The 19,095-nt window shown below is 62.9% G+C and carries 14 protein-coding genes; 4 read left to right on the top strand and 10 right to left on the bottom strand.

The window, feature by feature from the left end:
- Positions 1–76: 76 nt before the first annotated feature.
- The 3 genes from NZL82_RS08850 to NZL82_RS08840 all read right to left on the bottom strand — a co-directional run bounded on the left by NZL82_RS08850 (position 77) and on the right by NZL82_RS08840 (position 1,758).
- Entirely contained in the window at positions 77–754 is a 678-nt protein-coding gene (locus NZL82_RS08850) for a nitroreductase (RefSeq protein ID WP_261269396.1), read from the bottom strand.
- 69 nt (positions 755–823) lie between these two features.
- Entirely contained in the window at positions 824–1,327 is a 504-nt protein-coding gene (locus tag NZL82_RS08845; protein ID WP_314732878.1) for a MarR family transcriptional regulator, read from the bottom strand.
- A 5-nt stretch (positions 1,328–1,332) separates the two neighbouring features.
- A complete protein-coding gene (locus NZL82_RS08840; RefSeq protein ID WP_261269395.1) occupies positions 1,333–1,758 on the bottom strand; it encodes an organic hydroperoxide resistance protein in 426 nt (141 codons plus the stop codon).
- A 650-nt stretch (positions 1,759–2,408) separates the two neighbouring features.
- On the opposite strand from NZL82_RS08840, the gene NZL82_RS08835 reads away from it, so the two are divergent.
- From NZL82_RS08835 to NZL82_RS08815, 4 genes are all read left to right on the top strand, one after another.
- Entirely contained in the window at positions 2,409–4,466 is a 2,058-nt protein-coding gene (locus tag NZL82_RS08835; protein ID WP_261269394.1) for a TonB-dependent siderophore receptor, read from the top strand.
- Between the two features lie 584 nt (positions 4,467–5,050).
- Positions 5,051–6,187, top strand: a complete 1,137-nt coding sequence (locus NZL82_RS08825) for a TetR family transcriptional regulator (protein WP_261269393.1) — start codon at positions 5,051–5,053, stop codon at positions 6,185–6,187.
- Between the two features lie 211 nt (positions 6,188–6,398).
- On the top strand, positions 6,399–8,678 hold the full coding sequence (locus NZL82_RS08820; protein WP_261269392.1) for a TonB-dependent receptor: 2,280 nt from the start codon (positions 6,399–6,401) through the stop codon (positions 8,676–8,678).
- Between the two features lie 71 nt (positions 8,679–8,749).
- Positions 8,750–10,045 (top strand): serine/threonine protein phosphatase, encoded by a 1,296-nt coding sequence (locus NZL82_RS08815; RefSeq protein WP_261269391.1) that lies wholly within the window; start codon positions 8,750–8,752, stop codon positions 10,043–10,045.
- Positions 10,046–10,424: 379 nt separating this feature from the next.
- On the opposite strand, the gene NZL82_RS08810 is transcribed toward NZL82_RS08815, so the two are convergent.
- Genes NZL82_RS08810 through NZL82_RS08780 form a run of 7 tightly spaced genes read right to left on the bottom strand, consistent with a single transcriptional unit; the run spans position 10,425 to position 18,852 of the window.
- Positions 10,425–10,640, bottom strand: coding sequence for a hypothetical protein (locus NZL82_RS08810; protein ID WP_261269390.1), 216 nt, complete (start codon positions 10,638–10,640; stop codon positions 10,425–10,427).
- Complete coding sequence (locus NZL82_RS08805) at positions 10,630–11,517, bottom strand: hypothetical protein (protein WP_261269389.1); 888 nt, start codon at positions 11,515–11,517, stop codon at positions 10,630–10,632. The genes NZL82_RS08810 and NZL82_RS08805 overlap by 11 nt, the downstream gene beginning before the upstream one ends.
- Positions 11,517–11,840: a thioredoxin gene (gene trxA, locus NZL82_RS08800; RefSeq protein ID WP_261269388.1), complete on the bottom strand. Its 324-nt coding sequence runs from the start codon at positions 11,838–11,840 to the stop codon at positions 11,517–11,519. The genes NZL82_RS08805 and trxA overlap by 1 nt, the downstream gene beginning before the upstream one ends.
- A 28-nt stretch (positions 11,841–11,868) precedes the next feature.
- On the bottom strand, positions 11,869–13,329 hold the full coding sequence (locus tag NZL82_RS08795; RefSeq protein ID WP_261269387.1) for a metallopeptidase TldD-related protein: 1,461 nt from the start codon (positions 13,327–13,329) through the stop codon (positions 11,869–11,871).
- Positions 13,326–14,675 carry a TldD/PmbA family protein gene (locus tag NZL82_RS08790; protein ID WP_261269386.1) on the bottom strand — a complete coding sequence of 450 codons (1,350 nt, stop codon included), beginning with the start codon at positions 14,673–14,675 and terminating at the stop codon, positions 13,326–13,328. The genes NZL82_RS08795 and NZL82_RS08790 overlap by 4 nt, the downstream gene beginning before the upstream one ends.
- Positions 14,672–16,474 carry an ABC transporter ATP-binding protein/permease gene (locus NZL82_RS08785; protein WP_261269385.1) on the bottom strand — a complete coding sequence of 601 codons (1,803 nt, stop codon included), beginning with the start codon at positions 16,472–16,474 and terminating at the stop codon, positions 14,672–14,674. Before NZL82_RS08785 ends, NZL82_RS08790 begins: the two co-directional genes overlap by 4 nt.
- A gap of 17 nt (positions 16,475–16,491) precedes the next feature.
- Positions 16,492–18,852 (bottom strand): TonB-dependent siderophore receptor, encoded by a 2,361-nt coding sequence (locus tag NZL82_RS08780; protein ID WP_261269384.1) that lies wholly within the window; start codon positions 18,850–18,852, stop codon positions 16,492–16,494.
- Positions 18,853–19,095: the final 243 nt, after the last annotated feature.

Here is a 19,095-nt window from a genome sequence, read left to right as displayed (position 1 = left end):
ATCTGCCTGCCTCCCGCAGCCCCCAAATCAGCGCATGAGCAGCACTGTCTATGATGTCCGCACCGCCCCCCCTTGTTCAGGCAGGGTTCTGGTCGAAGCCTACGAAGCGGACCTGCTCGTCAAGTGGCACGCGCTCGCGATCGAATCGGTTGATGGGCAAGTCGGGCGCGCGATGGCCGATCGCCAGGCCGCAGAACAGGATGAAGTCCGTGTCCGATACGCCGATCTCTTCCTTGATGAGGCGGGCGTAAAGCGCCATCCATTCCTGCGGGCACGAGTCCAGCCCCTCCTCGCGCAGCAGCAACATGATGGTCTGGAGCCACATGCCCATGTCGGACCATTGCGGCGCGGTGTGGAAGCGTTCCAGGTAGCAGACGAGGAGAGCCGGCGCCCCGAACGACAGCAGCTGCTGCCGCGACTGATCGTCACGTGCGGCCCGGTCTTCGCGCGCAATGCCGAGTGCACCGTACATGGCTGCGCCGACCGCCTGCAATCGGGCAAGGTGACGCGGTGACTGCTGCGGTTCGGAAAAGCTGTACTCGATAGGATCCTGCGGCTCGCTCGCCAGCATTTTTGCCTGAAGGCGCTTCAGCGGTTCGCCGGTGAGAACCGTGGCCTGCCAGGGCTGGAAATTGCAACCGGATGGCGCCCAGCGAGCCCGATCGAGCACACGGCGCAGCGTTTCCAGGCTGACCGGCTCGTCGGTGAAGGCGCGGATCGACCGGCGGCTGGTGACGGCTTCAGCAACGTTCATCGTATCAATGTCCTTGCATGTAATGGCGAACCCGATGGTTCGAATGACAGCGCTTTTCGGATCGGGCCGTCACTCGCCCGTGACCGCAGGAGAAAGTCGCCCGCGTCCGCTCAATTGGTTGCTCAGGTCGGAGATGTAGCGGTCGAGCTGCGGCCCGAGTGCCACATGATCCTCAGGCGAGAAGCAGGTTTCCTGCTCCATCGCCTCCAGCATCGCATCGGCCCGGGCCCGCAAGGCGCGTCCGGCCTGCGTGAGGGCGATGAGAACCCGCCGCTCGTCGACAGTGTCGCGGCGCCGCACGACAAGTCCTGCGCCTTCCAAGCGCTTGAGGAGCGGCGTCAGCGTGCCGCTGTCCAGATGAAGCCGGTCGCCGAGCTGGCTGACGGACTGGGGCTCGCTCTCCCATAGGAGCAGCATGACCAAATATTGCGGATAGGTCAGCCCCATCACGTCCAGATGCGAGCGATACAGCCGCGTCACGAGGTTGGAAGCGAGATAGAGGCGGAAGCAGAGCTGCCGTTCCAGCAGCAGCCGTTGTGTGCGCTTCGCCTCATCGTTCTGCATCGCCGCCATGTTCCTTACCGCGTGCTAACGTTGATTTTCACGTCAACATTGCCCTTCACCGCGTTCGAATAGGGGCAAACGGCATGGGCGGCGCGGACGATTTCCTCGGCCTTTGCCTGATCGAGACCCGCGATCTCGACGTCGAGCGTGACCGCCAGGTTGAAGCCGCCAGCGCCGTTCGGAAGGAGTCCGACTTCGCCAACCACCTCAATATCGTTGTCGCGCACCTTGTCGGTCTGGCCGCGTGTGACGTGGATCACCGCATTCTCGAAGCAGGCGGCATAGCCGGCGGCGAAGAGCTGTTCAGGGTTGGTGGCCCCGCCCTTCCCGCCCAACTCCTTCGGCATGGCGAGCGGCAGGTCGAGGATACCGTCATCGCTCTTGATGGTGCCGCTGCGGCCTCCGACGGCGGTGACCCTGGTGACGTAAAGATGACTCATAAAACTTCCTTTTGCTAAGTTCGAACACCTAGATAGTGCACTATTTAGTTGTATGCAATCCTTTATCGCGCAGGCGCTCAAATGTCTTGAAAGGCAGACGTCGATCGCCTGATGGGCCCTGTGACCCGTGCGGCCGCTTGCATTGTGGCCTTGCCAACAAAGACGTCGTTCATACCGGTCGAGGACTCGTCTCCTGCTCCAGCGAAGCGAAGGGGCCGCTGGCACTCGTTTGAGGCCAGCGAACGGCAGATAATGAAGCGCCAACGTCGCCGAAGCGATCGGATCGCGGCTGGCCTTTGCCAGGGGCACCTTAGAGCGAGACGTAATAGTTATCGTGATGCCGACCGGTCGAATGCCCTTCTGGGTCGACAGGACCGATCGGATCAATTCGAGCGCGGCCCGGCGCAGCGCCTCTCGCGTCGCGACTACCGTCGGCTGACTGCATCGGTGCGTGATCTGATGGCGTGAGCTTCGAGCCCATTCCGCCGCGTCTCGAGCAAACCGCTTCTTTCGATAGCCGACAAAGGCAAACCAGGGAGCTCCTTGATCCACATTAACCGTTGCAGCTAAATCCGCCTCTTGCTACCAGCTCGCATTAGCACCATGACGTCGTATGAATAGGCTACTTCATGATTTCCTCGCTTTCGGCCATGAGCTTGCCATACCTGATCGCCCATTCGCTCATCCCAACGGAGACGAGCGATTTTGAGCAAAACCGACGGGAGATCGTCGTCATGGGCGAGCGGTCGACCTACACGGACGACGAGACCGATGCGGCGACGCGCACCGCCACGCTGGTGAAGGACATACCGCAGTCCATCCAGATCGTGCCGCGAGGTGTGATAGAGGACCAGAACAGCATCCGCCTCACCGACGTACTAAGCAACGTATCGAGTGTTCAGCCAGCCACCACCGCCGGTAACCGTGGCGAAATTTTCCAGATCCGTGGGTTTGCTACACCTCGTTACGCGATCGACGGCGTGCTGCTGAACCGCGTGTCGGATCGGTCGGAGGTGTTCCTCGACCTGGCCAATGTGCAGTCCGTTGAGGTGCTGAAAGGCCCGGCGTCAGTGATGTACGGCCAAGGCGATCCTGGCGGCGTCATCAATATCTCGACCCGACAGCCCAGCGAGCAAACCACTGCCGAAATCGAAATGCAGGGCGGCAGCTTCGGCTTTGTGCGGGCTTCCGCCACGGCCAGCGGTGCCGTCACCGACACGGTTGCCGTACGCGTTACCGGTGCCGTGCAGCGGCTCGACGGATTTCGGGGGGCCGAGACGGTGGATTCCACCCGCCAATTCGCCGCCGCCTCCGCCCGCTGGACACCGGGCGCTGCAACCGTCGTGAGGCTCGACCTGGATCACGCAAGCCAGCGCGGGCCGTTCGAACGTGGCCTTGTCGTCGGCGCGGACAATCGCGTCACGCTGCCGAGGGACCGCTTTCTGGCTGAACCCTGGTCGCGGACAGGGGCGCACCGCTCGCGAGCCTCGCTGGATGTCGAGCACGGCGCTGCCGACTGGCTTACCCTACGGCTCAATGCGCGGCACGTCGAAGCGGTCGTCGACGATGACTACGCGATCGACAATCGTGCGCTTGGTCGGGACGGCCGTACTCTGACACGGCGGGCGACCGTGCGGACCGAAGGTCTGAAAACCGACGACGTTCGCGGCGAGGCGTTGGCGCGCTTCTCGACCGGTACGATCGAACATAAGGTGCTGGCCGGCGTCAACTACAGTCGCGCCACGCTCGACTTCGTCACCGATCGCGCCAACATCGCGGCGATCGACATCCTTGCACCCGTCTATACAGCTCCCGTGCCGCGCATGTCCCCGAATTCCAGCTTCCTGCGTCGCTCGACCCTGTATGGGGCCTATCTTCAGGATCAGGTGACGGTCACGAACTGGCTCAAGCTGCTGGGCAGCGTGCGCCATGACGAGGTACGCGACCGCCAGACCGACCGGCTCAACCCCGCGCGCGTCGATCGCGACAGTGGTGCGACGACGTTCCGTACCGGCATCGTGGTTCAGCCAACCGCCGCCGTCTCGCTCTTCGGCGGTTTCGGACAAAGCTTTCAGCCGCAGACCGGCCAGCGTGCCAATGGCGGCTATCTCGACCCCGAACGGGGCCGGCAATGGGAGGCCGGTGTCAAGATCGATCCCGCGAATGGCCGCCTGACGGCCACCGCGAGCGTATTCGACATCCGCAAGCGCAATGTCGCGACCGCCGATCCCGCCAATGCGGGCTTCTCTATCCAGACCGGCGAGCAGCATGTCCGCGGCGCCGAGTTGGACATTGCAGGCCATGTGACGCGGCGCTGGCAGGTGATCGTCAACGCCAGCCATCTGGACGCGACGATCAGCCAGGACGAGACATTCGCGATCGGCAATCGCCTCACCAACGTTCCACGCTGGTCGGGTCGCTTGTGGAGCAGCTACGTCCTAGGCGATCCGGTCGAAGGGCTGACGGTGGCGGGAGGGCTGACCCGTGTCGGGCGGCGCAGCGGTGATCTGAACAACAGCTTCTTCGTCGATGGCTACACCAGCTATGATGCGACGATCAGCTACCTGATCCCGGACTCCGGCATCGAACTGTCGGTGACCGGCCGTAACCTAACCGATCGCTATTTCATCGAATCGGCGGTGCAGCGCCTGGAAAATTATCCCGGTGCCCCCCGGACGATTATAGGGTCGATGCGGGTTCGATTTTGATAAGATCTTCGCGGCCTCGTTGGAGCGCCGGATCGGCCGCGGCCTTGCATCGTCTGAGCGAGACGCCGGATCAAACTCCACAGGCGGAGATGGCCTCTAGAGTTAAACGACCTCCGGCGGGAAAACGAGGTCGTCCGGTTGTCCGGACCGCGACGACCAAGGCTGTTCCCTCGGCTAGCAGGCCGAACGGCGCCACCACCGCATCCGCATCTCGAAGTCGGGCAACGGAAACTGCTTGGTCAACGTCATGATAGAGACGTTCTCCAAGACCATGGGACTCGCGTTGGTCTGGCGGACCATGTTCTACACCCGCGCCAAGGCCGGACAGGGCATTGCCCGCTATTTCCGCAGCTTCTAGAACCCGGTCCGGCGCCATTCCGCGCTCGACTACACCAGCCCAGCGCAGTTCGAACGAGCCGCGCCAAGCCGCGCAAAAGCCACTCCAATTAACCGGGGCAAGTCCAAGAGTGACTTGATCCGTATCGCATGGACCGAATATGACTAGCAGTTCCGCCCCCCTGATCGTCGATCGGGCCCTGCACGATATCGCCGAGGGGGGCGTGCGGTCGTTGACGCTGCGTAGGGTGACGGCGTCGGTGGATCGCTCAACCGGCGCGGTGTTCCAGACCTTTGCCGGGCGAGACGCGCTGCTCGTGTCGGTGCTCAGGGAAGCGGTTCGGCGCGACAGGGAATGGCATAGCAAATACCAAACGACACTCGCCGGGCTTCAACCGGATGCGGGGACGCTCGGTGATCTGGTGGCCGACTATGTGTTGGAGCGTTCGAGGAGCGGATCGCAGGCCGGAGCGGTTCTGCGCGACGCGCTGGTGGAGCATGGCGAATGGCCGCCTGAGACGGGTGAGATTGTTGCGGCAGGCCGATCGATGCAGCATGCCTTCTGGAAGGAAATACTCAGCGATATCCCCGATCCGGACGCTGCGGCCGAACTGATCGTGACCTTCGTCGCGATGGAGTCGGTCTATGCCGCCGTCCTGTATGACGATGTCGGGTATCGACTGCTGCTACGGTCGACGACGGCGGCGCTTGTGACCCGCATGATGGGTAGCTGCCCGGCGGCATCGGCTGCCATGGCCTGGGCAAATATGGCCATCCACCCAACGGAACTGATCGAACCGGACGCACCCACTGCCCAGCGGCTGCTGCGCGCGACGGCAGCCGCGATACGAGAAGAAGGCATGGCGGCGCTCAACTTGAGGCGGATCGCAAAACTGGCCAAGACGTCACCCTCGGCAATCGCCTATCATTTTGGCGATCTGGACAGTTTTGCCGATCGCGCGATCGAATGGGCATTGAATAGCGATGTGCCGCCAGCGTTGCGCCCTTGGACCCGTAATCCAAGCAAGAATGCGGCGGAGACGATCGCTTTCCTTGCAGATATGCTCGATGCCAGCGGACCCGACGAAGCATCTCCCTATCGCGGCTTCTATATCAGTTACGCGCGCATCGTTGCCCAAACCTGCCTGATGGCACGGCAACGTCGCGGCCTTGTCCGCCTCGTTCGTCAGGCGCGGTTCTTCGAAGGAGCAGGCATCTTCCACGCCTCGCACGACAGCTGGCCGGCCGATTTGCGACTGACGCGCACGGCCGCCGCGGCCTTTGCGATCTGGATCAAAGGAATCGCGCTTCAGCACACCGTCGGGTTCCCCGGCAGCGACGACATAACTGTTTGCATACAGCGCGCAATTGAACAGGTTCGCTAGTAGATCGTACGTTATGTCAGATTAAAAAACGATGACAGAGCGGCATTGGCTTTACGGCGGAGAGTCACGAAACTGAACTCGATCTGTCATCATTTTGCAGTCTGCCGCGACTAATTGCCCCTTAGATCAAGCGTTATGCCTCCTGCTGCTGCCCGGCTGTGAAAACCGGTTGGTAGCAAGATCATTACGGCTTCGTACAAGGGGGAAATTCATGAAATCGCGACACGTTCTTCGGCTGCTAACAACCGCATCCGTTCTCCTGTTCACGGCACAGCCCGGGTTGGCGCAGTCGGCCGCCGCGCAGGCGTCCGATGCCCGAATTCCGTCGGCTTCCAACGCGTCGGTACTCGCCGCAGACGCTCCGAACCGCGAGGGCGACAGCGACATCGTTGTGACTGCGCAGAAGCGCCGCCAGACATTGCTGGAAGTACCGGTGTCGGTGATCGCCCTCGGCGGTGAGCAGTTGCGCGAGACCGGCGTCACCGACTTTGTCGAGCTGACCAAGTTCACCCCCGGCGTCATCGCGGCCAACCAGTTAGTGGGCGGGCGCACGGTGCAGACCTTCACCGTGCGTGGTATCGGCAACGACGATTTCCGCCCGGTGGGCAACCCGTCAGTCGCAGTACATTTTGACGGTGTGTATCAGGGTTCGTCGGCGCTGATCGGCGGGCAGATGTTCGACATCGCGCGGGTCGAAATCCTGAAGGGACCACAGGGCACGCTCTATGGCCGCAACACCACTGCCGGCGCGGTCAACGTCATCGCAAATCAGCCGGATGCTCGGGCGAGCGGCACCGCAACGCTGGAATATGGCAGTTTTAACAGCGCGCGTGCGGAAGCCGCGGTCAACGTGCCTTTATCGCCTACCATCGCACTGCGCGTAGCGGGCGTGGTCGATCATACCGATGGCTATGTCACCAACCTCGGCGCGGGCCGTTTCGCCGGCACCAGCCCGGACCCGCGTATTCCGGCCAACGGCAATCCGCCGCGCGATGACAAGGCCGGACGCTCGACCTATCGCGGCGGGCGGGCGCTACTGACGCTGGGTCTAGACACGCCGACACAGCTGACGCTCAACGTCCATGGTTTTCGTGAGACCGGGTTCCAGCAACAGGGCGAGCGGGCACCGGTCGCGAACAACGCCTATCCGGCCGACGCGCGCTATACCTATGCCTCGAACGTGGTGACGCCGCTGGACAAACGCAGCTATGGCGGTGCTGCGACGCTGACCCATGCGATCTCCGATGGCGTCGGGCTGGTCGTCGTCGGCGGATACGAGCATCTTGCACAGCACTTTGGCTGGAATGACGCGACGCCGATCCGCACCTATGACATCGACTATCGCGACCGGCTCGATCAGGGATCGATCGAGGCGCGCCTGCAGAGCACCGGGTCCGGTCCGATCGAATGGACGGTGGGCGCTGCCGGGTTCCGCGATCGCATCCGTCTGATCAGTCAGCTCGACGGGTCGGATGTCTTCCGCACCGTGTTCGACACCGACTATCTCCAGAATCGCAAGGGCTGGGCCGTGTTCGGCGACGGCACCTGGCATCTGACGCACAAGCTGAAGCTGACCGCCGGTCTTCGCTATACCTATGAGCAAAGCCATTATTCCGGAACGACCGTCGATGCCAATCCTTATGGCACGTCGCTCGCACGGCGCATCTATCCGACGTTCCCGGTCACCTTCGACAACCGGTTTTCCGACAACAAGGTCACCGGCCGCGTCGTCGCCAGCTACTCACTGTCACGCGACGCTGAGGTTTACGCCTCCGTCAATCGCGGCTTCAAGGCCGGGGGTTTCGACGGGTCGACGATCTTCTATGCGGGCAAGGCCGCGCCGTTCCGCTCCGAAACCATCTGGGCCTATGAAGGCGGAATCAAGTTCCTGCCGCGCGGCGGCCCCGTCCAGATCGAGGCTTCGGGCTTTTATTATGACTATAGCGACCTGCAGGCGATTGCCGTGTTGCAGGTCGGGCCGAACATCTTCACCAGCGGTCGGACCAACCTCGGTCAGGCACGCAGCTTCGGCGGCGAGCTGTCGATCGTCGCCCATCCGGTACAATCGATGACGGTTCGTCTCGGCGCCGCCCTGCTCGATACGCGCATCATTCGTATCGACACCGGCAGCGCTGCTCAGCGATTGCAGCGCGAGGGCAATGTCCTGCCCAATGCGCCGGCCATGACACTGAACGGGTCGATCGACTATGTCATTCCGCTCAAGGGTGGCATGTCGCTGACTCCGGCGATCGACGGTCGCTTCGTCGATAACTATTTTACTGAGATCGACAATTATCATGCGATCGGCGGCTATTTCCTCGGCAATGCCCGCCTGACGCTGAACATCGACGATCGCTGGTCGGTCACCGGCTCGGTGCGCAACTTCACCGACACCTTCTATGCCAATGGTGCGTTCGCCACGACGACGCAGAACGCGATCTTTGTGGGCCCGCCGCGCAGCTATGCGATTACCGCCAGCCTGAAAATTTGAGAACCGCGACCGGGCGCCGCCCAGACGTGGCGCCCGGTTCGCTTCGATCGCTCCACCGTAAAGGACCTCGAATGCGTCTCCGCACCCTCCTTGCAGCTTTCGCCCTTTCGACCGCGATGCCTGTCTTTGCCCAACACGCCAAAAACGACAGCTTCAGCATCGCCGTCATCCCCGACACCCAGAACTACACCGACTTCGAGCACCAGACGGAGGCGGGCTTTCCGTTCGACGCGCGCGAGTTGTTCTACCAGCAGATGGCGTACATTGCGCGGAATGCGCGATCGCAAGGCGGCGACATCGTGTTTGCCACCGCCGTCGGTGATATCTGGCAACATGCCACGGAACGCATGGATGCCGACCACGCGGCGCGCGGGTTGCGTGCGATCCCCAATCCCATCGTCGAGCGTCATTTGGCTCCTAGTCCCCGCACGCTGACCGTCGAGATGCCGATCGCCCGCAAGGGTTTCGGTATTCTTGACGGCAAGCTCCCCTTCTCGGTGGTGCCGGGCAATCACGATTACGACGCCAACTGGTCCGACAGCCGCTACGCCCCTGCGCCCGATCTGGCGCATGTGGGCAACAATCCATTCCCATTCGGTCAACTTCATTATGGCGGCCTGAAGAACTGGACGTCCGTATTCGGTGCACGCGCATCCTTCTTCTCGGGCAAGCCCTGGTATGTCGGCTCGTTCAATGGCGGGGTCGACAGCGCCCAGCTTTTCGAGGGGGGCGGCTACCGTTTCCTTCATCTGGGGCTGGAGATGGCACCCGATGATGCGACGATCGCATGGGCCGAATCCATGATCCGCGCCCATCCCGGACTGCCGACGATCATTACAATCCACGATTTCCTAAACCCGAACGCGGAACGCAAGCCGATCCCGGCAATTGATTTCAAGCTCGTCGACCCAGGTCACCACAACAATGCGGAGGATCTCTGGGACAAGTTCATCGCGACACACGACCAGATCTTCCTTGTGCTGAGCGGCCACCAAAATGGTCAGGCGCGCCGGATCGACCGTAACCGCTCGGGTCATCCGGTCATCCAGTTGCTCGCCGATTATCAGGACCGTCGCCGCACCCTCGACACCGCGAGCGGACAGACGGTTTCCGGCTCGATGCTGGGCGTCGGTATCGGAGACGGGTGGATGCGCCTGCTTCGCTTCGATCTGGCGTCTGATCGTCCTTCCCTAACGGTACGCACCTTCTCCACCCACTATGGGGCGACGGCGACGCAGCTGCCGACCTATTCCGCCTCGTACAAGAAGGATGAGAAACCCCGGCTGAGCGACGCCGCGTTCATCGACCAGGAAGATTTTGCAATCCCGCTCGATGGCTTTCGCGAACGGTTCGGGTCGCCACGCTGAGACCACCCATCGGATCCATCGGGTGACGGCGCGTTCCCAAAGCGCCGGCTCCCGGGGTTTTGGGAGCCAAATCCGCTTCCCTATCGACCATCCAGACTTTCTGGAAACGGCGGTACGGGGCGACGTAGCGCGCGTCCTTGGCATGCATCAAAGGCAATGCCCTGGACCGGGCGCTGCTGATCGAGGCATCGGTCGAGGACCATGTGGCGGCTGACAACCCGGTGCGGGTCATCGACGCGTTCGTCGAGGACCCGCACCGAGTAGCGCGGATTCTCAGCGGAGGCAGCGAAAGGCGCCGGGGCCTCTCGGCTCCCGCGGTGAAGTCAGCGAGATATGTTCGTGATAGATCATGGCTGACATAATGGTCGAGGAGATCGCTTCACTGCGCGAACAGCCATAACTCCGATAATGCGCAGAAAAGCCGCTCAGCGTCCTGCTTCCGAACCGCTGGCTTTCGCCGGGCCGCATCGGCACTGAACCAGTCTTGACGCGGCAGCCCGGCGCGGGCGGCATAGACGCCCGCCGTATAGCCCGCCGGGCCAGAGCTGATGTCGACGACCTTACTGTCCTTCGCCCGCTGAAACTTATGCCTCAACGGCTTGGGCCGTCAGGATCGGTGCGGCCTCGAGGATCGCGATCGCCTTCCAGCCTGCCACGACATAGGTCGCGGCCGATTGCTCCATCCGTTCGCAACGCATTCGAAAGCGACTGGCCAGTTCGGGATGATCGGCGTCGAGGATTGCATAGACCCGCTCGATCCCCTCATACTCCGCCTTGTAGCCGTCCTTCTGCGCCTGTTCGCGGATATGGAAGACGCGGCTCTCTTCCTCGGGCGTCCAGCCCATTTCGGCCAGCGAGAGGTACAGCTTCAGCGCGCCGCTGGCGCTCAGCGTGTCGCGCAGGACCGTACGCATCGTGCCCGGCCAGGCTGCCGATTCCACAATCCCGCCGGCCCGCCCATCCATGGAACCCTCGCCCAAGGCATCAGTCGCGGCGACCGCCGCGAGCCGAGCCGCCTTCCACTCCTTTCGATCGGGTTGGTCGCCATCGATGACGCGCCGGTGAAGGGCCCGGATCGCTTGGCGGGCTTCCTCCATCGCCGGATGGCGGGTAGTTATCGCCGACAGGCTGGGCTCGTCCAGCAGTTGCAGGATCAAATGGGAGACGACGGTCGACAAGTCGGCGCCGACGGGCGTCCGCTCCAGCCAAGCATCGGCAAAAGCCGCCGCTTCGCCGAGCGGGCGGAAGCCGTTGATGAGTATCGGCAGCGTCTCGACCAGCGCGATCGGATAGCCCAGTCGTTCGGCATAAGCCGACGTATCGTCCGCCTCGACCACTGCGCCGATGGCATTGGCCTTGCCGTCTTCCCACGCCGGGAAATAGACGAAGCTGCCGGCCTGGATATGTCGCCGCAGGCGCTCCAGCGCCTGTGCCTTGACTGCCGGGTCACCATGGAATGCGATAGCCGCCATCATTCCGCCCCGACATGCGCATCGACAAAGGCGTCGAGGCGGCTGCGCGAGACGGTGCCGAAGGTGCGCGCAGTCTCGACACCTTCCTTGACGATCATCAACAGCGGGACGCCGCGCACCTGGAAACGCTCGGCGAGCTTGGGGTTGGCCTCGATATCGACCTTCACGATCTCCATCTCGTCGGCATACTCCTCCGCCAGCTCGTCCAGCGTGGGAGCCAGCGCCTTGCACGGTGCGCACCAGGGGGCCCAGAAGTCGACCAGCACCGGCTTGTCGTTCTTCATGACGATCTCGTCGAAATCCTGCTCGGTCGCGTTACGCATGATACTTGTCCTCTTATAAAAATGGGGTTCAGCCGGCCTGTCCGCCGACCATCATGCGGTCGATGCGCAGCGTGGGTTGACCGACGCTGACGTGCAGCGACTGGCCCTGCTTGCCGCAGGTCGCCATGCCGGTGTCGAGCGCCAGATCGTTGCCGATCATCGAGATGTGGCGCAGCGCCTCATGCCCGACACCGATCAGCGTCGCGCCGCGCACCGGGGCGACCAGTCGCCCCTTTTCGACCAGCCATGCCTCGATGGTGGTGAAGTTGAAGCGGCCGGTAACGATATCGACTTGGCCGCCGTCAAACTCGGTGGCGTAGATGCCGCGATCGATCGATGCGATGATGTCCGCCGGGTTCGCCCGCCCGTTGGCGAGGAAGGTGTTGGTCATGCGCGGCATCGGCAGGTGCGCATAGGATTGGCGACGGCCATTGCCGGTCGACCGTGCGTTCATAAGCCCGGCGTTCAGCCGATCCTGCATCAGCCCGGTCAGCACCCCGTCCTCGACCAGCACGGTACGATCGGGCGCGGTGCCCTCGTCGTCGATGCCCAGCGACCCCAACCGCCCCGCGATCCCGCCATCGTCGATGACGGTCACGCCGGGGACCGCGATCCGCTCGCCGACCTTGCCGTCAAAGGCGGACAGATGCTTGCGGTGGTGATCGCCTTCCAGGCCATGGCCCACCGCCTCATGGAACAGTACGCCGGGATAGCCCGGCCCCAATACGACCGGCATCTCACCGACCGGTGCGGCGATCGCATCGAGATTGTTGAGCGCCATATGGACGGCGGTTGCGACCATCGTGCCGATTTCGGCATCGCCGAACACCGTCACACCACCCCGCCGCCCAAGCCCCGCCTGCCCTCGCGCACGGCGACCGTTCTGCTCAGCGATCACGACCACCGACAGGATCGCCATCGGCCGCACATCGCCCGCCAACAGGCCATCGGCCTCGGCCACCAGGATCGTGCTATCGGTCAAGCGGACATTGGCGTTGACTTGCGCGACGCGCGGATCGTGTGAGCGGGCCAACTCATCGATCCGCGTCAGGATCGTGATCCAGGCGATCGCGTCCTCGACCGCGACCGGATCGGTCGCGGGATAAAGATCATGACCGCTCGCCCGCCGGCTCAGCGCGATACCCTGCGGATGCCGTCCCGCGTCGCCGCGCCGTTCCAAAGTGCGCACCGCCCGCACCGTATCGAGCAGGGCATTTTCCCTGACATCGGCGGAATGGGCGAAGCTGACCCGGCCGCCATGCGCCGCACGCGCGCCCACACCCTGTCGTGTGACGAAGCTGCCCTGGGTGACGCGCCCATTTTCCAGCTGCCAGTTGCGCGTGCTGGTCGCCTCGAAATACAGATCGGCCAGATCCGCGCCGCCCCCGGCCAACTCGCCCAGCGCGCGGCCGATCGCGGCCTCGTCCAGTCCCGATGGGCCGAGCAGTCGCGCGCACGCGCGGTCGATCGCCGTTTCGCCGCCGTTCATGCCTTGCCTCCCACTTGCATGTCGTCGATCAGGATCGAGCCGGTACGGAACGCGCCCATCCGCTCGACATCCCGGCCGACCGCACGGATGCCAGTCAGCATCGCCGTCATGGTCCCGGCCAGCGTCACATCGGTGACGGCATGGACGATCTCCCCGCCCTCGACCCAGAGGCCCCGCACCGCCTGCGTCCAGTTGCCGCTGACGGGATCGGTCTTGCCGCCCTGAAACTGGGTGACGACCAGGCCGGTGCCCAGCATTTGCAGCATCGCCTTCCAATCGCCGCTGTCGGCGGTGCTCCTCAGTTGCAGATTATAATAGCCATCGGCGTTGCCGGTCGACGCCATGCCCAGTTTGCGGGCCGTAAAGCTCGACAGGAACAGCCCTTCAGCCACGCCCGCCTGCAGGATCGCGCGCGACGATCCGGCAATCCCCTCGCTATCGAAGCCACCGCTGGCGAGCCCCAGCGGCTCGAACGGGTCTTCGCGCAAGCTCAGGTGGGGAGCGGCCACGCGGCGCCCGATCGGATCGGGCAGGAAACTCATCCGGCGATACTGCGCCGCGCCGGTCAGCGCGCCCGCGAGTTCGCCGACCAAGGTCGCGGCCGTGCGCGGCTCGAACAGCACCGCGCAGCGGCGACTGTCGATCGCACGGGCACCGAGTGCGCTGCGGGCGCGACCGGCAGCTATCGTCGCCAGTTGCTGGTCGGACAACAGGGCATCCACCCGCCGTTCCTGCGACTGGCAGAAATCCGACGTGCTACCGCCCTCATCCTGCGCCAGCATGACCGTCCAGCGCGTGTCGTTGGAGCGCATCACGCTGCGGCAGAACCCGTCGCTGGTCGCCAACGCCCAGAGCCCTTCGGTCGCCAACGCGACGGATTCGCCGGCGCGCAGGCGGCTGTCCGAAGCCGCAATCCCGGCGGAGGTCCGATCCAGCGCGCTGGCCGCCTCGAGCATCGCTTCGGGGCTGCGCGCGCTGTCAGCATAGACCAGCGGCGCGGGGCCCGAAAAGGCCAGTTCATCGGCAGGGGGCATGTCCGCATCGGGATCGGGCTGGACATGGCGGGCAATCAGCATCGCCTCCTCCACTACCCGTTCGATCGCCGCCCGGTCGAACCCCGCGGTCGACGCCGATCCGCGCCGCCCCTCATGAAAGACGGTCAGCCCCAGGCCTTGGCTGCCGCTGCGCTCCGCGGTCTCCACCTCGCCGCCGCGCATCGTGGCCCTGGCGATCCCCTCATGATGGACCGAGACGCGAGCCCGCGCGCCGCGATTGGCTGCCAGTTCCACCGCACATTGCGCCGCCTCGCGCAGGGCCGTCTCGCCATGCGTCAAAAGCATGGTCATATCGCGTCTCCAAGCCGCGAAAGATGCGCATGGCCGTGATGCAGGGTCAGGCGATGCGTGTGATAGGGCGTCAGCTTCTCATTATGGACGACGCTGACGATGGTCGCCTCCGGCATCGCATCCAGCACGGATTGATAGAAATGCGCTGCATTGTCGGCGTCGAGCGCGCTAGTCGCCTCGTCCAGCACCAGCAGGCTGGGGCGCTGGAGAAGGATGCGGGCCAGCGCCACGCGCTGCTGCTCGCCGGGCGACAGCTCGTCCTGCCACATGCGCAGTTCGTGCATGGCATCGACATGGGCATCGAGACGGACCCGCTCCATCAACATGGCAATGGTTGCGTCGTCGTGATCCTCGACACGATCGGGAAAGCAGATGGCGCTCTTGAGCGTGCCAAGCGGCAGGTACAGCCGCTGTGGCACCAGCATAGCCGTGCCCCGCTTCGTCATCGCCACCTGCCCTGCCCCATCCGGCCAGAGCCCGGCGATGGCGCGGAGCAGCGTGGTCTTGCCCGCACCCGATGGCCCCTCGATCACCCAGCGCTCGCCATCGCGGATCGTCCAGTCGGACACCTCCATTAGCGGCTCGCCATTGGGCCGACGAAGCATCAGGCCGGTCGCACTGATCGCGACACCTTCGGGCGTGCCGCCGGGAATGAAGGCGATGCCACGCGGACGCTCATAGTCGATCGCATCGTCCAACGCCTTCAGGCGGTTGATATTGGCAATCTGCCCCGCGATCGAAGGATAGGCGGTCACGATATAGGATAGATTCGACGAAAAAACCGTGAAGGCATCTCGTGCGGCTTGGACCTGCCCAAAGGTGATCGCCCCGGCAAAATATCTTGGTACAGTCAGGAACAGTGGAACGACCGTCATGACGCGCTGATAGATATTCTGCCCTGCGCTCAACCCGGCAGAGGCGAACATCAGTTGATACCAGTTGCGCCGGATATTGGCGAAGACGATCCGCAAGCCGTCGCGTTCGGTCGCCTGTGCACCCGCAAAGGCGATCTGCTCGCCGTTACGCCGGACGTGCAACAAAGCACCGCGGTAATCGGCCTCATAATGTTGCTCGCGCATCTTGCGGCGGATGAACGGCTTGCCAATCCAGGCGACGAAAACCGTGCCGAAAATGACATATGCGATCGAGAACCAGATCAGGTCGCCGCCGGGCAATGGAATCCGATAGCCGAACAGTGGAATGGCAATGGGAGTAGATGTCTGCAGGAGGATCGTGGCAAATACGACCGCCCGCACGGTGCTGAAAATCACCGCGATTCCGATGGCGAACGGCGACGTGCCATAATGCAGGCCGATCGAAGTGAAGGACCGTATGTCCTCGGCGATACGCTGATCGGGGTTGTCGATCATGCGGAGCCGTTCGATCTCGTAAAAACGGTCGCGTGCGAACCAGCGGCCGAGATACCACTCGTTCAGCCATGAGCGCCACCGCATCGACAGCGCCCAGTTGACGATGCTATGCGCAAAGTCGGTTGCCACCGCCAGGGCCGCGATCATCAGGAACATCACGACCAGCGAGATGAACTTGGCCGCCTGCCGCTGCTCGATCGCATCGTAGAATTGGCGCTGCCATTGGTTGGACCAGAAAAATGCATAGGTCGTGCCGATTTCGATCACGCAATAGCACGCGACCAGGAACCATGCCCATTTCCAGTCGTCGGACACGAAATAGCGCTTACTGATCCGCCAGGCATGGGCCCAGCGTTCGCGGGCGGGTTGGGCAGGCTGGAGACCCGCTTCGCGGCGGGTCTCCTCGACATTGGCAGGGGGTGGCATCATTGGTCGGCGTAACCCAATCAGTATAGGCGCTTGGAAATGCTGAGACGCACGCTGCGCGGCTCTCCGACAGGCACGTATGAGAAGACAGAGGTCGACCCATAATTGCGCCGATCAAGAATGTTGCGAATACCAATATTAATGTCGAAGCCCTGCACGCTCACGAACGCATTCGTATCGATCTGCCGCGACGGCGGCACGACATATTGTCCCAGAACATTGGCGAAGGAACTGGAGCGTCCGTACAGCCCCCCCGATACGCCGCCACTGACGTCATCGGAAATTTTCGCGCGATAGGTCGAATAGACGCTGTACGTATCACGCGGCTGGTTCGCGACGACGGTCTGGAAATTGTTCGTCGTCAACAGCGCATATTTGGTACGCGTCAACGAGGCCAGCACCGTCCATCCCGGTAGCAGCTGCCCGGCAATGTTCAGGTCGATGCCGCGTCCACGCTGGCCCGGCCCCGGAAAAAGATTTGTCGGGTCCGAGGGATCGCGAACAACGATATTGTCCTGCTGAATGTCGAAATAGGAAGCATTGATCGTTGCGTGCTTGTGGAAGAGATCGAGCTTGATCCCCGCTTCCTTGTTGGTCGTGATAATGTTCGGCAGGATGCTGCCATCCTTGGCTACACTGAAGATGGCCTGTTCGCCACGCCCGTAATTCGCGAAGATCGACAGGTCTTTTGTGGCATCGAGGATGATGCCGGCGCTCGGTGACACTCCGTGTTTGCGCTGTACGGATACCGGCGAAGGACCCGCAAAAAATGTCTGCCCCTTCGTCTCGAACCAATTCTTCCGGACACCGCCCAATATTTTGAGCTTCCAAAATTCGATCAGGGCTTGGCCGTATATGCCTTCCTGCTTACCTTGGGTAAGGACCTGAACCGGCCCCATGGACGACCAACGAAGCGGTGCATTCTTATTCCCGACCAGCGGCGGATTCGGGACGGTCGAACCCTGCGTCGCGTACCTCTGCTCGGCCGTCCCATCGCTGTAATTGTAGCCGACGTTGAAGCGCGCTTTCAGCGCATCGCCGATATGGGTCTTGATACGGATGAAGCTGTCGAAGGCGTTCGACGCGCCATCTTGCTGCGACCCCCCGAAATACACGCTTAGCGCGCCGGCACGCGTATAGGCGAAAGAACCTGCACGCACCGTCAGCTGGGTCTGGTCGTGCATCCCACGGGCGACGATCTCAATGCCCGGCAGGATTTGCTGTGTCGCATCGAAATAGAATCGACTGGTGGTGATCCTGATTCCCTGGTCGGGCGAGTAGATCGGCACCGAGGGATCGCGGTCGATGATCTGCCGCGTTTTGTTGTCGAATATCGTAAAGGCACCAATGCCACTGGTGGCGTTGTTGATGCTGGCGCCGATCACGATATCGGTCAAGCGATCCTTGTACCGCAGCGACGGCGCGAACAGCCAGTTCTTGTCACCGGTATAGCCGCCATAATTATGGTCCATCGTCTGCGCGCTGGCGATGACACGCCCCGACAGCTTCTTGTCGGCAGTGATCGCGTTGTTGGCATCGATCACACCGCGCGCGAGCCCGAACGAGCCCGTGTCGAAACCGACGGCCAGCCGTTGCTCGGCACTCGGCTTCTTCGTGACCACATTGACGTTGCCGCCGAGATTGTCGAACCCGGAAATCAGCGCATCAGGTCCCTTCAGCACTTCGACCCGCTCAATACTGGCGACCGGCTGGTCGGCACCGGCGTTGACACCATATTGCGCGGCGGTCGCCAGCCCGTTGACCAGGCCGCTCGCGTAAAAGCCGCGGATCGTGTAGGTGGCCCCGCTATTGGGGTTGTTCAACTGTGCTGAAACACCGCCGGCATTGCGCAGGATGTCGGTCACGGTGAGCGCTTGTTGTTCCTCGATCGTCTTGGCGGTGATGACCTGCGTGTTGCGCGGCTGATTGCGCAGACCCAGGCCATTCCGGTCGGATGTGGTCGACTGGCGGACCAGCACGCTGGTCTCCGCCTCGTCGCGCTGAGCGGTCACGACGATGTCGTTGACGACGACCAAGCCGCCATTGGCGCCCGGGACGATGGCCAGGTTGGTGCCGTTGATCGCCGCCTGGACCGCGCGGCGCGCGTTGCCGGCGCTGCGGACGGGCCGCGACGTCAGGTCTTTTACCGCATCGGGGTCATAATTGATCATCTCGCCCGTTCGAGCCGCGATCGCCTGAAGTGCCTCGGCCATAGGCATGGCCGGCAGGTTTAGGGACGTCTTCGCAGTCTGGGCAGACGCGGTCGCCGGCATGGCGACGCCGGCCGCGGCCAGGACACCAAGGCTAGCCGCCCCCAACAGAGCGCGTGCATGTACAGTCGTAACAACCATCATCATCCCCCCTCCAAGGGCGCGCGTCATCTCGTGCGCTGGCATCGCCGCACACCCGATCAGACCGAAAACCCTGAGACAAAAACGGACTCGCCTTACGGCGAAGAAAGCGATCGCTTCCCAATCGGTTACGATCGCGGCCGTCCTCCTGCTTGACGGCATTCCCAGTCTTGACGCCAAGGCGTCAGCGGGAGTTTTCCGTCACGAGAGAGGCTATGCTTCAATCAGGTTACAGGCAAATTCGAAATGTTCATGGCCGGCATGAACGCTATC

Source organism: Sphingomonas sp. LC-1 (genome assembly GCF_025371035.1).
In the GTDB taxonomy this organism is placed as follows: domain Bacteria; phylum Pseudomonadota; class Alphaproteobacteria; order Sphingomonadales; family Sphingomonadaceae; genus Sphingomonas; species Sphingomonas sanguinis_E.
Note: the sequence above shows the minus strand (reverse complement) of the source record. Positions and strands in the feature narration are given on the sequence as shown.

Bases quoted from the DNA above. Each gene is read 5' to 3' on its own strand.
- NZL82_RS08850 (WP_261269396.1), bottom strand. From the start codon at position 754: ATGAACGTTGCTGAAGCCGTCACCAGCCGCCGGTCGATCCGCGCCTTC.
- NZL82_RS08845 (WP_314732878.1), bottom strand. From the start codon at position 1,327: ATGGCGGCGATGCAGAACGATGAGGCGAAGCGCACACAACGGCTGCTG.
- NZL82_RS08840 (WP_261269395.1), bottom strand. From the start codon at position 1,758: ATGAGTCATCTTTACGTCACCAGGGTCACCGCCGTCGGAGGCCGCAGC.
- NZL82_RS08835 (WP_261269394.1), top strand. From the start codon at position 2,409: ATGAGCTTGCCATACCTGATCGCCCATTCGCTCATCCCAACGGAGACG.
- NZL82_RS08820 (WP_261269392.1), top strand. From the start codon at position 6,399: ATGAAATCGCGACACGTTCTTCGGCTGCTAACAACCGCATCCGTTCTC.
- NZL82_RS08815 (WP_261269391.1), top strand. From the start codon at position 8,750: ATGCGTCTCCGCACCCTCCTTGCAGCTTTCGCCCTTTCGACCGCGATG.
- NZL82_RS08805 (WP_261269389.1), bottom strand. From the start codon at position 11,517: ATGGCGGCTATCGCATTCCATGGTGACCCGGCAGTCAAGGCACAGGCG.
- trxA (WP_261269388.1), bottom strand. From the start codon at position 11,840: ATGCGTAACGCGACCGAGCAGGATTTCGACGAGATCGTCATGAAGAAC.
- NZL82_RS08795 (WP_261269387.1), bottom strand. From the start codon at position 13,329: ATGAACGGCGGCGAAACGGCGATCGACCGCGCGTGCGCGCGACTGCTC.
- NZL82_RS08790 (WP_261269386.1), bottom strand. From the start codon at position 14,675: ATGACCATGCTTTTGACGCATGGCGAGACGGCCCTGCGCGAGGCGGCG.
- NZL82_RS08785 (WP_261269385.1), bottom strand. From the start codon at position 16,474: ATGATGCCACCCCCTGCCAATGTCGAGGAGACCCGCCGCGAAGCGGGT.
- NZL82_RS08780 (WP_261269384.1), bottom strand. From the start codon at position 18,852: ATGACGCGCGCCCTTGGAGGGGGGATGATGATGGTTGTTACGACTGTA.